This is a genomic window from Pseudomonas brassicacearum, from assembly GCF_009601685.2.
Lineage (GTDB): Bacteria > Pseudomonadota > Gammaproteobacteria > Pseudomonadales > Pseudomonadaceae > Aquipseudomonas > Aquipseudomonas kilonensis_B.
This window is the reverse complement of record NZ_CP045701.2, coordinates 398221-412560: the sequence shown is the minus strand read 5'-3', so window position 1 is coordinate 412560 and position 14340 is coordinate 398221. Positions and strand designations below refer to the sequence as shown.

At 57.6% G+C, this 14340-nt stretch carries 14 protein-coding genes; 5 read left to right on the top strand and 9 right to left on the bottom strand.

Annotated features, from left to right (window positions below):
- Window positions 1-167: 167 nt before the first annotated feature.
- Window positions 168-377, bottom strand: coding sequence for a hypothetical protein (locus GFU70_RS28915; RefSeq protein ID WP_193034272.1), 210 nt, complete (start codon window positions 375-377; stop codon window positions 168-170).
- A 475-nt stretch (window positions 378-852) separates the two neighbouring features.
- Between GFU70_RS28915 and GFU70_RS01780 the strand changes: the two genes are divergently transcribed.
- The gene (locus GFU70_RS01780) at window positions 853-1131 is read left to right on the top strand and encodes a DUF3077 domain-containing protein (RefSeq protein ID WP_057449173.1); all 279 of its coding nucleotides are present in this window, start codon (window positions 853-855) and stop codon (window positions 1129-1131) included.
- A gap of 229 nt (window positions 1132-1360) precedes the next feature.
- Window positions 1361-2968 (top strand): methyl-accepting chemotaxis protein, encoded by a 1608-nt coding sequence (locus tag GFU70_RS01775; protein ID WP_153387510.1) that lies wholly within the window; start codon window positions 1361-1363, stop codon window positions 2966-2968.
- A 138-nt stretch (window positions 2969-3106) separates the two neighbouring features.
- On the opposite strand, the gene GFU70_RS01770 is transcribed toward GFU70_RS01775, so the two are convergent.
- The 4 genes from GFU70_RS01770 to GFU70_RS01755 form a co-directional block, all read right to left on the bottom strand.
- The gene (locus GFU70_RS01770) at window positions 3107-3784 is read right to left on the bottom strand and encodes an RES family NAD+ phosphorylase (RefSeq protein WP_153387509.1); all 678 of its coding nucleotides are present in this window, start codon (window positions 3782-3784) and stop codon (window positions 3107-3109) included.
- Window positions 3784-4194 carry an MbcA/ParS/Xre antitoxin family protein gene (locus GFU70_RS01765; RefSeq protein ID WP_003196771.1) on the bottom strand — a complete coding sequence of 137 codons (411 nt, stop codon included), beginning with the start codon at window positions 4192-4194 and terminating at the stop codon, window positions 3784-3786. The genes GFU70_RS01770 and GFU70_RS01765 overlap by 1 nt, the downstream gene beginning before the upstream one ends.
- A gap of 96 nt (window positions 4195-4290) precedes the next feature.
- Window positions 4291-4605: a type II toxin-antitoxin system YafQ family toxin gene (locus GFU70_RS01760; RefSeq protein WP_058544980.1), complete on the bottom strand. Its 315-nt coding sequence runs from the start codon at window positions 4603-4605 to the stop codon at window positions 4291-4293.
- Complete coding sequence (locus tag GFU70_RS01755) at window positions 4571-4861, bottom strand: type II toxin-antitoxin system RelB/DinJ family antitoxin (protein WP_041475661.1); 291 nt, start codon at window positions 4859-4861, stop codon at window positions 4571-4573. The genes GFU70_RS01760 and GFU70_RS01755 overlap by 35 nt, the downstream gene beginning before the upstream one ends.
- 450 nt (window positions 4862-5311) lie before the next feature.
- On the opposite strand from GFU70_RS01755, the gene GFU70_RS01750 reads away from it, so the two are divergent.
- On the top strand, window positions 5312-6238 hold the full coding sequence (locus GFU70_RS01750; RefSeq protein WP_058544979.1) for a LysR family transcriptional regulator: 927 nt from the start codon (window positions 5312-5314) through the stop codon (window positions 6236-6238).
- Here GFU70_RS01750 and GFU70_RS01745 read toward each other — a convergent pair.
- Genes GFU70_RS01745 through GFU70_RS01730 form a run of 4 tightly spaced genes read right to left on the bottom strand, consistent with a single transcriptional unit; the run spans window position 6155 to window position 8358 of the window.
- On the bottom strand, window positions 6155-6472 hold the full coding sequence (locus tag GFU70_RS01745; protein ID WP_058544978.1) for an AzlD domain-containing protein: 318 nt from the start codon (window positions 6470-6472) through the stop codon (window positions 6155-6157). The two genes, GFU70_RS01750 and GFU70_RS01745, sit on opposite strands and share 84 nt — an antisense overlap.
- Window positions 6451-7164, bottom strand: a complete 714-nt coding sequence (locus tag GFU70_RS01740; RefSeq protein WP_003196767.1) for an AzlC family ABC transporter permease — start codon at window positions 7162-7164, stop codon at window positions 6451-6453. The genes GFU70_RS01745 and GFU70_RS01740 overlap by 22 nt, the downstream gene beginning before the upstream one ends.
- A complete protein-coding gene (locus GFU70_RS01735) occupies window positions 7161-7598 on the bottom strand; it encodes a GNAT family N-acetyltransferase (protein ID WP_175360550.1) in 438 nt (145 codons plus the stop codon). The genes GFU70_RS01740 and GFU70_RS01735 overlap by 4 nt, the downstream gene beginning before the upstream one ends.
- A gap of 13 nt (window positions 7599-7611) precedes the next feature.
- Complete coding sequence (locus GFU70_RS01730) at window positions 7612-8358, bottom strand: 2OG-Fe dioxygenase family protein (protein ID WP_058544977.1); 747 nt, start codon at window positions 8356-8358, stop codon at window positions 7612-7614.
- A gap of 534 nt (window positions 8359-8892) precedes the next feature.
- Here GFU70_RS01730 and GFU70_RS01725 point away from each other — a divergent pair.
- Window positions 8893-9639: a DUF4123 domain-containing protein gene (locus GFU70_RS01725; RefSeq protein ID WP_413468835.1), complete on the top strand. Its 747-nt coding sequence runs from the start codon at window positions 8893-8895 to the stop codon at window positions 9637-9639.
- On the top strand, window positions 9639-14339 hold the full coding sequence (locus GFU70_RS01720) for an RHS repeat-associated core domain-containing protein (RefSeq protein ID WP_153387508.1): 4701 nt from the start codon (window positions 9639-9641) through the stop codon (window positions 14337-14339). The genes GFU70_RS01725 and GFU70_RS01720 overlap by 1 nt, the downstream gene beginning before the upstream one ends.
- Window position 14340: the final 1 nt, after the last annotated feature.

Genomic DNA, 14340 nt, shown 5'->3' with positions numbered 1-14340 from the left:
GAAATGCGAGGGCTTTGTTGTTTCTAGCGGTTGATGGGCCTGAGCTTGAGCCCGCTGCACTTCCTCCCCCTACGCCGAGCACGGCATGAGCAAGCACTGCCTTCACGATCACTCATGGCAGGTATCCTTCCGACCGCGCCATTTCTACCTACCCACTTAACTCAGGGCTATAGATCGTCCAGTGAAACCTTAACTCGTTGGGGAGCAGCAAGCCGCTCTCGCGCCTTATGGATCAAGACCACATCATCCTCGTCCATCAGGACTGCCATGGAAGGCAATTGGCCCTGGTTGGGCACAATCTGCGAGGTTTCTCCCGATGTCATTTGATACGCGGACTCGAGCACGTCCTGCTGGAATTGCTCGTATTCATCATCCATTGGATATTTCCTCCAATCGCTTATCTTCGCGCGTCGACAGCCGGCTATTTCGACAGCGAGGCAAATTATTGCCCATCTATAAAAATACCTAAACCTCTCCCCGCCAGCATCGCGCCACGATTGCAGCCTCCCCCATCGCCAGCTACTCTCCAACTGTCGCTGCCAATTCAGCGACCGGGCCTGAGAACCCGAGTAAGATGCAGGCGCTACAGCGCCCGAACCACGTTTTGCGGCGTTTTTTTATGTCCGCATTCCGTGCAATGGCGGCTGTGCGTGGGAGACCTTCGGGTCTGCCGGGTTCCTGTATCTCCGGTTTCTCAGCCTGCGCACAGCTGCCACCCATTCGCCTGAGAACGAACGTGGCAGCTCTCACTTGATATGGGAGTTTATCGATGCATGCCATGGATCTGCTGCAGTCTCGCTTTATAGATTTGCGAGTCACCACCCGCCGCCAATTGGTAAACGGAGGTGCGCAATGACCCATCCCAAAGACCTCAAAACCCCAGGCCTAACCCCCTTCTCCTACCACTCCGACCGCCCGCTATTCCGCGTCAACAGCGGCATACCCATCGGCGAAGCCCTGTCCCACGCTTCCGACCTGCTCCACGTTGCCAAGGTCCTGGCCGAGGACGCGGCGATGATTCGCAGCACGGATCGGTATGCCTGGGCATCGTGTTATTTGCAGGATATGAGCAAGGCCGTCATTGATGACGTGGTGAAGGTGCTGGAGGCGCCGGGGAGTAATCCGGCTTAAGAGCTGCAAGCCCAATGCTGCTCACGAGCGGGGCAGCATTGGATTCTATCTGCCGAAGCAGCTTAAAAAAGGGCTGCTTCGCACCCCAGCGGGAGCAAGCTCCCTCGCCACAGGCTCATCTAATTCCTCCCTGCGCCGATAGCCTTGAATAAGAACATGGCCTGTGCCAGGGCTCTGCTGGCACTCGACTACACTTTCCCAGAATCCCCCGCTCCAGGAGCAGTAAGCGATGAAGATCCGCACCAAGGTCATAGGCTCGGGGTTGGTCAGTCTTTCTTTTGCGCTGTTGCTTGGCGGTATCGGGTTGTGGGGTTATCACTCCATGACCAAGGCCCTGGTGCAGAACGAGACCAGTATTTCGGCCATGCGCAAGCACATGGAGGCGGACATGATGCACGATGCCATTCGTGCTGATGTGCTCGCCGCTCTGCTGGTGAAGCCGGGGGATGCCCAGGGGGCGAAGGAAGTGCTGGAGGCGTTCGATGAGCATACGCAGCGGATGCGCAAGGTCATCGCCGAAAATGCCGAGGCCAAGTTGCCAGGGGATGTCGCCAAGGCGATTGTCGAGCTCAAGCCACAAGTCGAAACCTACATCGATAAAGCCAAGCAAATCATTGGCAAGGCACTGAGTGGTTCCCAGGATGGCCATGCGTTGCGCGCAGAGTTCGACACGGCGTTTTCAGCGCTGGAGGAACGCAACGAGGCCGTGAGCGAGTTGATCGAGAACCAGGCGCAGTCGTCTCGTGAGCATCAAGACAGCAGCATTCACACCTCGGAACGCTGGCTGATCGTGACGTTGCTGGCCACCTGCGTGGCGCTGGCGCTGTTGTCGTGGAGCCTGCTCAAGGCGGTGCTGACACCGCTGAACAAGATCATCCTCAATACCCAGGCGATTTCCCAAGGGGATTTGCAGCGCTCGATGGGGGCTCAAAGCAAGGATGAGCTGGGTCAGTTACAAGGTGTGATCGAGCAGATGCAGACCAATCTGCGGCAGATGATCGCGACGATCCGCGGCCAGAGCGATGAGTTGCATGGCACGTCCCGGAATTTGGGCGATACGGCGCGGCAAATTGTGTCCAGCGCCGATCAGCAAGCCCATAGCGCGACGAGCATGGCGGCCAGCATGGAACAGATGATGGCGAACATCAGCCAGATCCATCAGCACGCCGACAGCGCCCGCACGATCTCGGCGCAGTCCGAGCAGTTGGCGAGCAGCGGCGGCCAGGTGATTCTCGGGGTGGTGGAAGGCATGAACCGGATCGCCGAGGTGGTCAACCAGTCGTCCAGCAAGATCACGGCACTGGACGCGTCGTCCGAAGACATTCACTCCATTATCCAAGTGATCAAAAGCATCGCCGAGCAGACCAACTTGCTGGCCCTCAACGCCGCCATCGAGGCCGCCCGTGCCGGTGAGGCGGGGCGTGGTTTTGCGGTGGTGGCCGATGAGGTGCGCAACCTGGCGGCGCGCACGACCCAGTCCACCCAGGAAATCACCGCGATGATCGAGCGCATCCAGTCCAGCGCGCGGGATGCGGTGGCGAACATGCAGGCGTGTGTCAGCCGCGTGGACGAAGGCGTCAACCTGGCCCAGCAGGCCGGGGTGTCCATCAGTGAAATTCGCACCGGTGCCCGGCATGCGGCCGAAGTGGTGGAGGAAATTTCCCAGACCATTGCCGAGCAATCCAAGGCCAGTGATGAAATGGCCCAGCGAGTGGAGTCGATTGCCGAGCAGTCCCGTGAGAACACCCGTTCGATTCACACCCTGACGCAAACCGCGGATCAATTGAACAACGCGGCGGGGTCGATGCAGGCTTCGGTGCAGCAGTTCAAGATTTGATCAATCGACTGCGCTTCTGTGACGAGGCTTGCTCCTGTTGGCAGCGTGGCAACCTCTGATTTCAATAATCACGAATTGTTGAAAATTATGGCTGGGCAATAATTATTGCCCAGCCATAAAACACCGCAAAAACCTGATTCAAACCTCGCTCACCTCAAACACAAACGAAATCTCCCGCTTCTGGGCACTCCAGACATACCGAATGTGCTTGCCCTGCGTCGGAATCGAAACCGCCGGCGGGCGAAACGCGGCCACGCATTCATGGCCGGGCAGGCGGACGCTGTTGTACAGCAGCCCCCAGGACAAGGTTTCACGCAGCTGCCGGGCAAACACTTGGGACGGGCCGTAGGCGGTAGGGTCCGGGTTGTGGAGGTGGGGGTGGTCGTGGCGGATGTCGTGCAGCGGTTTGACGACCTTGTTGACGTAGGTGCGCATGGTCAACTCCAGGTCTGGCTCGTTGGTTGCGCCAAGGAATCGCGCCTGGTGGTAACAGGTCTCGGCAATGGCGGCTTCCTGGCTGCTGGCCGCGTAGTAGACGCCGAAGGTGCCGTCGCTGAAGCGGCTGCTTTTGCCGATGTGGGTGAACGCCGCCATTACCGGCGAAGAGCCGGGCCCGGAAATACGGTCTTCGGGGCGTACCCGGGACAGCACGCCGGCTTGCTCCATCAGCCGATCGTTAGTCAACGCTTCCAGGGCATAGGCCGTGGGCAAATCTTCAGGGTCGAGTACGTCTTCAAACAGCGAAATCGGTGGGAAGCTGCTGTTGACGATGCGATAGGCCCGTTTCCATTGCGGGTCCGCCAATGGTGGCACCATCAACCGCGTACTCCGTCGAGGTATCGCCGCACATCGGCGATGTCCACTACCCGTCCGGTCAGCATGTAGGACAGCGCCGACTGGCCATTGAACGGCGCCGCAGTGTTCGGGCTGCTGACCCATTGATACGCACGGTCCCGGCTATTGCTGAAAATAATGCTCAGCGCCTTGTGGATACCCATGAGGTAGGAAATGCGCTCCAGCGTATCGCGAGGCAGCTTCACGTTTTCCGGCAGCTGTTTGTATTTGTAGAAGGTCGTGTTTCCCACCTTGCCCAGCAATGTGCGCTGCTGCTCGACGCTGCAGCCCCAGAGCGCCATGAGATTGAAGAAAAATTTCAACGCGACTCGACCCGCATCCGGGGAATCCAATTGTTGCTGTGCGTTGAGGGTGATGGAGGAAGTCGCCATGGGTGAGGGCTCCTTTGTCGCGGGGTGGTGCTTAGAGGATAGTACAGATGTGGATTATTTTTAAGTTTTTATTCGCAAGTGGAATCCACAGACGTCCTATTTGAACAATTCGGCATGACTTCCCAAGTCAACAAACGTAACCAGGTTCGGGCGTGAATGCTCATAAATCAACAGAAAGTCACCGCCAATATGGCACTCTCGAAATCCAACCCAGTTACCCGTCAAGGCATGATCCATGTATTCGCTCGGTAGCTGCTCACCCAAAAAAAGCATGACCATCACGTGACGCACTTCATTCATATCGCGCCGCCCTGCCCGTTTGTAACGCTCCCAGGACTTTTTGAATTCAGACGTATATGCACATTGCTTCGGCAATTCAGCGCGTTTTTGCTTTTCTCCCGGTTTCGCCATCAGCCTCTCTCAGCATGTCGTCTATCGAGTTGAATCGTTGACGGATATCCCGTGCCTCAATCATGGCCCGGGCGGTCTTGTCCGAAGGCACTCGTATCTCGAATGGAAGCCCCTGAGTCTCAACAACCTGGCGCAGGAAAAGACGCATCGCGTCGCTAACACTCAATCCGCAGGCGTTCAAAACCTCGGTGGCACGGGCCTTCAAGTCCTCATCAATGCGGCAACGCACGTCGGTGGTTTTTAATAGTGCACCCATGAAATAAACCTCATTGCTAAATTTGTAGCTACATTGGCGCTACCTCAAAAACATTGTGGTGGGACTGCCGCCATGGGTCAACGTCAGGTGGATAAGCGGCCTTGCATGGATAACGGCAGGTTTGGCATCTCTTGTATTAAGGGGCGTATTTCAACCTGAGTTTCCAAGGACGGATATCAGAGCGATCAGCCATGATGTTGGGAGTGCTCCGAGACTCACGCAGGATTTTTCGCAAGACAGTCCACCTATGACCCTGCTAACTGATCCCGGCCAGCATCGACTGGGCAAAATCCCCAAATCCCGCATAAGCTCAACCATCGCCTCCCGGCGCTTTTCGGCACAAAATCGCGACAAGCGTGGCAAGGTGCATGATGATAGCCAGCATGCACTGCCTGGCACGGGCCAGGTGCACAAAAATAGCGAGCCCACTTAAGTAGAGGGCATTACCTCATGGATAGCAGAATCCTACGCAACCTCATGCGTATCGTGCAGACCGGCTCGTTGTCGGCAGCGGCCGAGCATTCGTGCCTCACGGTGCAGGCGTTGGCGGCGCAGTTGAACAAGGTCGAGGAACAGTTCGGTTTCCGGTTGTTCCGGCGCTCAAACAAGGGCCTGACGTTGACGAGCCAAGGTTCGGAACTGACGCCTTTCATGGATCAGGTGCTGGTGGCCACCCGCCAGTTGGAGGAGAAGGTGGCAGCGCTCAAGACGCCGCGACAGCGCACCCTCAGAGTGGCGCTCAATACCACCCTGCCGGCGGATTTCAACCGGCGGATGATCGACCGGTTGATTGCCGTGTTCCCTCAGTATCAGCTGGAATTCAGCTACGCCGAGTCGATGGAGAACCTGAGCAAGCTCAGGAATGAAGACTTTGACCTGGCGATCCTGATCGGGCAGCAACAGGGCGGCTTTACCAGCATCACCATGCCGGATGTGCAGGTGCGGGTGGTCGGCGCCCATTGTGGCGACGCAGACGATTCCCTTGGCTTGCTCGGTGACAAGTTTCAGGTGCGTCCGGCAGAAGAATGTCCGTATTCCCACAGCTTCCTGCGCTTTCTCGACGCCGGCCTGGGTGAATACGGGTCGAGCCAGCGCATGGTGTATTCCTGCAGTGAAACGCTGACGTTGTCGTTGATCACTCAGCTCGATGGCTTGGGGCTGGTGTCTCGGGAAGCCGCGCTGCGCAACGGCCTGGCGATTTTCCCGGACTTCGAGGATTTCCTTGAGGTCCGCCTGGCGGTGAACAATCCGGAGTTGCCCGGCCAGGCGCTGCACGATGTGGTGGACCTGACGCTACAGGAACGAGCCGAGCGCGATGTACGCCGCCGTGCCCACCGCCACACTGAGAAACAGGTTGCGGCTGAAATACGCACATAACAGCGTCGGAATCGCGGCATAAAGCTCAGGGCGATCGAGCTGTATCTGCTGGTCCTTGATCAGCAAGGGGGTCAGGCTGATGGCAGCGACGATCGCCACTGGCAGGTATTCCAGGGCGCGGGCGACGAAGGGCGGCCAATGGTCGGTATTGATCTGCAACGGCAGCGCGCGCGGCAGGAAGGTCACGGCCATCATCAGGGCCACGACCAGGATCAGGAACGTTTGGTCAGGCATACGCCCACCCCGCAGCCTACGAACGTGGCAATGAAGACATTGAATGGCGAGCTGCCCAGCAGGCTCAGCCCGCCCATGCAGACGACAGCCGCCAGGGCGGCGATCAGTTTGTTACGGGTATTGCACAATGAAACCAGCACATAGAGCATCATCGCCGTCAGGGCATAGTCGAGCTGGTATTTGATGAGGTGCGCCGCGTATTGCGCGCACACGGCGCCCAACAAGCCACCGAGTACCCAAGATGTGTGGCAGAACAGATTGAAACCGACCAGGTAGCGCACGCTCACCGGTGCCCCGCTGCCGAGCTTGACGCTGTGGAACGCGAACGACTCGTCTGTCAGCCCCGCCGCGTAGCACCAGCGCTCGAAACGACTGAGCCCCAGCGCGCGCAGGGCCTTGGCCATGTAGACCGACATCAGCATGTGCCGGGCATTGATCAGGAACGTGGTGAGCACGATGGTGGTCAGCGACGCGCCACTGGAAATCAACGCCAGCGCCGCGAATTGCGAAGCGCCCGCGTAGACGAACAGGCACATCGCCACCGGCAACCACAGGGGCAACCCGGCGTTGACCGCCATCAGACCGAACACAAACGAAACCGTGAAATAACCCGCTACCACCGGACTGGCTTCAGCAAAGGTACGCGAGGCTTGTGGTTCGACCGCCAGCGGCTGGCTGGAAGTCTTGTTCATAAATCTCTCTCGAAGGTGATTTCACCCCGGGGCTCACAGAACCCCTGGGCCGCCCAGAAGCGCTTGCCGGCCAGATTAGCATCGTCGACGAAAAGGAACATGCGCAGCACGCCGACCCGCTTCATGTCCGCCGATGCGGCTTCAACCAGGCGCTGGCCCAGGCCTTTGGTGCGATGCTGCGGGCTGACCGCCAAGTGATTGATCGTGCCACGGGTACCGAGCATGCCGCCGATCACGGCGCCCACCACGTCACCGCTCTCATCGATGGCCAGGTACGCGGTGGTGGTGTCCTGCAACAACACACCGCGCAAGAATCGGGCATCCTGCCATTCGCAGAACGACACTTCGTCGAAACCGCGAAAGAACCGCTCCAGTCGCTCGGCGTCCCGGACCATGGCCCGGCGCAACAGGACCTGCTGCGTCGGGTCGTCCATGGGTTCGAGCCGTTCAGCGAACAATGTCGAAAGCGGTCCCGGGCCGCGAGAAGGAAATGGCCAGGATCTGCCGATACGCCATGTCATGGCTATGGGTGTTGCGCGCCGGGGTCACGTAATGGCGCATGTCGCGATCCAGGAAAAACGTGGTGTCGAGGATGTCCTCGTAGGTCGTCGCCGCCAGTTGCTCTTCCTGGGCGCTGTACAAGCGACTTTCGGCACCTGCCACATTATGGCGACCCCAGAAATGCACGCCGCTGAACGGATAGCCGTCGCAGTGGATCCCTTCGGGGGTGATTTCCAGTTGCTTGCCGGGCTTGATCTCGATGCGGATCTGATGAATCTGGCACTGCCAGATTTCATCGTGCAGCTCCTGCGGCAGGACGTTCTTGTAAACCTCGAAATCCGTGTCGATCAGGCTGCGCATCACCGGCGAATTGATCACTTCGTTGGAGAAGTCCTGGAAGTGCCGTTCCAGCCCGCCGACATAGCTGTTGTTGGCCTTGGACTGAATGTAGGCCCGGTGTTCGAGCTGGCTGAGCTCACGGGTCGTAGGGTTGTATTGGAAGTCGCTGTAGCGGCGAAAACGCATGCCTGACTCGGCCTGGCCGTAGTAACTGTCGGGCTCCATGTTTTCCCAGCTTTTGGTCAGCCGGACAAAATCGCCGAAATGACCGTAGAGGTTGAAGTCCCCACCGCGAACGTTGACGTATTTGTCACGTCTTAGCGCTTCGCCCACTTCCCTGTTCAGAACGATCATTTTTCATAGGTCTCCACTGCATTGAGCGGCCTAATCTAGTAGTTGCAGGATTTACGTCCATGAGAAAGTATTTGAGGCATTTCAAGCGGCGCTTGAAACGGTGGTTGAAGTTTCATTAGTAGGACTTTTTCCCGGGAAAACGGCCTTTGAATATGACTTTTTTGGCGCTCAACATCCAAAAAGGCATTGTTCCCTGAAGGCATCACCGCACTTCAAACAGGCGCGATACCTCCTACACATCAGTCGGCAAGACTTGCGCGCTGCTGATTGCAATCTTGTCGACCACCCCCTCTGAAAGCCTCTAACTGTGAGGCCTCCAGTCAAGTGCACAACAATTGGTGCTGAATTGTTGTATTTCTTGCGCGTTTTTTTGCCTAAAAGTCCAAAGCTCCTAGCCAAAGCAGTCCAAAAAGCGCTCGGAACCCCACCGTAAAGGGCGTTGAAAAAACCTGGCTCACTCCTTGATAGAAGTGCGGCACTCACCGGGGCGAGCAACCTCCCGGGCACTCGCACTTTTTGGCAAGGAGAGCCTGTATGGCAACACCGGCGCATATGCCCCTCAGTCCCAAGGCATGGCTGGCGCAACAGCCGCTGCAAAAACACGAGCGCCTGTACTTGGTCATCAGCGCGGCGAGCGATGCCGATGCGCTGAGAAACCTTCGTATGTCTGACCGCACCCACACTCTGATGCCGATCTGGAGCGACACCCCTTACGCCACTTGGCATCCGGTAATGCCCTATATCACCGAGCTCCAATCCAACTCGACGTTCCTGTCGTGGATTGCTGAAACCGAGGCCCTCGAATGGGGCTGGCTGGCCGTGTCGCGCTGCGAACCTAACGAGGTACTGGGGCATCTGCGCAGCCTCACCCAGGTAAAAATGCCGAGTGGAGGCAATGTATTTTTCCGATTTTGGGATGGACGACATATCCATCCGATCCTTGAAGGGCTTGGGGACGCGGCTGGAAATATGCTGCCGGTGTTCGAACGCTACCTGATCAATGGAAAGTGCTTGGAAGTCAGCCCCAGAAGGATACCAACGGTGAGGGATTGGCCATGGTGGGAAGTGCCCAAGGACCTGCTCGATAGCCTGGCCAAACAAGACCCGTCCACAATGATTGGCAGCCTGATGCAGTGGTTGGAAGAAGAACGCCTGGATATCTATACCGCTTGGCCCGAGAGCAATTTGAAGCTGAAGGTCGCCCGTTTCATAAGCCGCGCAAACGCGTCGGACAATCTTCATGAAGCGCTACTGAACGAACTGATGCTGGAGCAAGGTTGATGTCGACAAAGGATCGTATTGCCTTCGTCGATCAGGAACTGGCGACATTCAAGGACAGTTTGAAACGTTATCGGGAGCAAACCCAAGCCTGGTATGCACAACGCGCCGACGATTTCAGCCGACTCAACGATCTGCCTTCCTTCATAGGAATGGAGCGAGTCATCAAAGCAGGTGACACCCAAAAATCAGTGAGCATAACTGACGGCGATTTTCTCTCGAGTGTGACTCGATGTCCGCTAGAAGGGCCGTTGCTGATCGAGAGCAAATTCGAGTCGGTCTATGACATCCCGATCGGCGATATCGAAGTCGAAATCGTAGACGTTGAGAGTGGTGAGATCAGCACTGTCAAACTGGATGCCCAGGGAAAGGCCCGTTGGACGGCCGGTGTTGCGGGCAAGTATTACCAGATTCGCGTGCACAGCGAGGTGACACCGGCTCAGATCGACGAGTTATTCGGCACCTATGCCGGGCTGACAAGCGAGCTGGAACAATTCCTGCGCAATCAGTGGGACGGCCCGGCGGGTTACAGGCAGCAATGGTCGAGCCTTTCCCTTTCGGGCACTGCCCTGGCGATCGGTACCGGCATTCTTGAAGGTGGCTGGGAAGCCCTCAAAGGTGTGTGGGACGGCATCAGCCTGGTACTCGACATTCTGAAAGACCCGGGAAAATTCAGCGAACAATTGGGTGAAGGCACTGATCGACTCATCGACGTGGCCAGGCAAACGCCCAACGTCATGAAGAAGGCCATGCTGCTGGCCAGTGACGAGGCGGCGCTCTTTTTGATGATGCGTTGTGCATTGATCTGGCTGGCGAGCTTACCCCCGATGCAGATGGCCGGAGACGCCGCGAAGATGACCACGGCCGCGGTCATGGGGATCGCGATTGATATCGTGATTGCGATCGTCCTGACGGTTGTCGCAGAAGGTACCGGGGTCATCTATCTCGCGGCACGGTTGAAAAAGTACGGCGAAATCATCCTCAAGGCCGTGATTGGCTTTGTGGAGTCTGTGTTCGCCATCATTAATGGCTTCATGGCATATGTTGCCAAATATATCCCCGTAGCGGTGCGTGGAACGGCAACGCCTATGAAAAGGGGTGAGGTCGAGTTACGTATCGACGGCCAGAGGAATGCCAGGCTGGTCAACGGCAAGACTGGCGATGACGCTTCACGGCAAGCGACGACACCCACCGGCAAGAGCACAGAACCCGCGGCCCGTACTTGCACCGACAAATGCCCGGTCTCGATGGTAACCGGCGAAGAGTTGTTGACGCTGAACGACGGCCAACTTGATGGCCTGCTGCCCTTTGAGTGGACCCGTTTGTACAGGACCAGCGCGGCAGAAATCGACTGTGGCCTGGGTTTCGGCTGGAGCCATGCGCTGGGCCATCGGCTCGAAATCAATGGCAATGAAGTCATCTGGACCGATCATGAAAATCGCTCGACGCCCTTTCCGCTTCCCAGCCAGCAACGCCCGGCAATCACTAACAGCCTCTCGCGGGCGGCCATTTACCTGGGTGACGACCCCAGCGAGTTGATTGTGGCTCAGGCGGGTGAGCGTCCATCCTTCTATCACTTTCGTTTCAACAACGAATTCGCAACGTTAATTGCCGTCAGCGACCACTACGGTAATCGGTTGCACATCACCCGCGACATCCTCGGGCAGATCAAGCGCTTGGACAACGGCGCGGGGCGTGCCCTGCTTTTGCGCTACCACGGCAAACACATTATCGGTGTCGACTACCAACAGTTTCGGCCGGCGGACACGTTGGAACAGGCCTGGAGCACCGTCCAGACACTGGTTACGTACGGCTATGACGACCAGCATCGTCTGGTTGAAGCTAAAAATGCCGCTGGGGAAACCGAACATTATCGCTACAACGAGCAGCACGTCATCGTTGAGCGACAGCTAGCCGGTGGCGCCAGTTTTTTCTGGGAATGGGAGAACGAAGGCAAACTGGCGCGCTGCATTCATCACTGGGCCAGTTTCTCGCAAATGCAAGCCCGTTACGCCTGGGACGACAAGGGCAGCGTCACTGTAATCAATGCTGACGGTAGCGAGGAGGTCTACACCCACGACGACAAAGCACGGCTGGTCAGCAAGACCGATCCGGACGGTGCGAAACATCGCAAGGCCTATAACGAAAAAGGCCAGTTGATCGCGGAAAAAGACCCGCTGGGCGCCGTGACCCAATACCGCTACGACGAAGATGGCTTGCTGATAGCCGTGATCCCGCCGGAAGAAGAAGCGACGACTTATGAGCACATCAACGGGTTCGTGAGCGATGTCCATCGCGGCAAAGCCAGTTGGAAATACCGCCGGAATCGACAAGGCGATATCACCCGGCAGATCGATCCCGATGGAAACATCACCTATTACCACTACAGCGATCAAGGTCGTCTGACGCGGATCACCCATCCCGACGGAAGTTTTCATTTGTTGGGCTGGAATCGCCTGGGCCAGTTGCTGGAAGAATGCCTGCCTGATGGTAGCCGTCTTCAATATACCTACGACGTGCTCGGCCGGCAGATCAGCCGCAAAGACGAAACCGGCGCCATCACCCAATATCAATGGGACGCCGTGGGTCGGTTGCTCCAGCTCACCTTGCCAACCGGCGCGACCCGCGCATGGAGCTACAACGCCTACGGCAAGGTCACGGCCGAGCGGGACGAACTGGGGCGTATAACCCGTTATGAATACGCCAACGGTTTGCACCTGGTCAGTCGACGGCTAAATCCCGATGGCAGCCAGTTGCGCTACCGCTACGACAACTCAAGCCTGCTGCTCACCCAGATAGAAAACGAACGCGGCGAGCACTACCACCTCGACTACTACTCGAACGGCCTCATCCGCGAGGAAGTCGGCTTCGACGGCCAGCGTACCGGTTATGCCTACGATCTCAACGGACACTTGCTGGAAAAAACCGAATTTGGCGACGATGGCAGCCAGCGGATCACCGCCTACCAACGCGACACCACCGGCCGTTTGCTACGTAAAACCCTGCCGGACGGCGAAACGGTTGATTACCGCTACGACGCCCTAGGGCGCCTGGTCAGCGTCGACGACGGTCATTGGCCGCTGGCCTACGAATACGATCACCAGGACCGCCTCGTCACTGAACACCAGGGCTGGGGCACCCTGCGCTATGAGTACGACGCTGTCGGCCAGTTGAAGCACTGTCGCCTTCCCGACCGCAGTACGCTCGACTATCACCACGCTGCGGGCGGTGCGCTGTTAGCCATCGACCTCAACGGCACCCGCCTGACCGAGCATCGGTTCAGCGGTGGGCGCGAACGGCAACGCCGGCAAGGCCGACTCCTCAGCGACTACGAGTACGACGAACAGGGCCGCCTCAAGGCCCAGACGGTGTGGCAGAACCAACAGCAACAACTGCTCTGGCGCGATTATGCCTACAGCGCCAACGGCAACCTGGAAACCCTTTCCGATAACCGAAACCGACGTCATTACCAGTACGACCCGCTGGATCGTCTGGTTCGCATCGACTTTTCCCACAGCGAGCCACCAGAACACTTCTGTCACGACCCGGCCGGCAACCTGATGATGCAGGACCGCCCCGGCCCGACCACCCTCAAGGGCAACCGCCTGCTGATGGAGGGTGATCGTCACTACGACTACGACGCCTTCGGCAACCTGATCCGCGAACGCCGCGGCACCGGACAAAAACTCGTCAGCGAATACCGCTATGACTGCCAGCACCGCCTGATCGGTGTCATCACGCCGGACGGGCGCGAAACGTCCTACCGCTACGACGCCTTTGGCCGTCGCATCAGCAAGATCGTGGACGGCCAGACCACCGAATTTATCTGGCAAGGCGACCGGGTCGTCGCCGAAAGCGGCGGCCAGCATTACCGCAGCTACCTCTACGAACCCGGCACCTTTCGCCCGCTCGCCATGCTCGACGGCGAAGGTCCCCTCAAGGCAACCCCGTTCTATTACCACCTCGACCACCTCGGCACGCCGCAGGAATTGACCAGCTATAGCGGCAAAGTGGTCTGGTCGGCTCGCTACAACGGCTACGGTAAACTCACCGGGCTTGAGCACGGCGGCGGCGAGCAACTGGAACAACCGCTACGTTTCCAGGGGCAATACCATGACTTGGAAAGCGGCCTGCATTACAACCGCCATCGCTACTACAATCCAGAGACGGGTCGCTATCTGACACCGGATCCGATCAAGCTGGCGGGTGGGTTGAATGCCTACCAGTATGTGCCCAACCCTACGGGGTGGGTGGATCCGTTGGGGTTGAATGCTCGCTGTCCAGGGAGCAAAAATAAACCAGCTGAAGGCGAACAAAAAAGCGAGCCTCCACTACCCGAACTGTCTCGCCACGGCGCATTTAGGCAAGCAAAATTAGACGCTGGCGTACCAAAAACCCAGCAACCAGACCTTATTTATGACGCCACCACTGGAAAAACACATCAGTATAGCTATGCAAGAATGACGGATAAATCCGGCGAGAGCGTTTTAACCAGCGAAGGAAAACCAATCTTGGCTCGAGAATATCAATTTACACGCCCCGACGGTTCTAAAGTCATAGTCCAAGACCACTCTGCCGGACATCAATATAAACAGCCGGGAAACAGAGGCGACCAGAAAGCTCATTTTAATTTGCGTCCTATCGAAAACAAAAGAACAGGAAAAATTAACAACGCAAATGATCACTACTACTTCAAGGATTGAA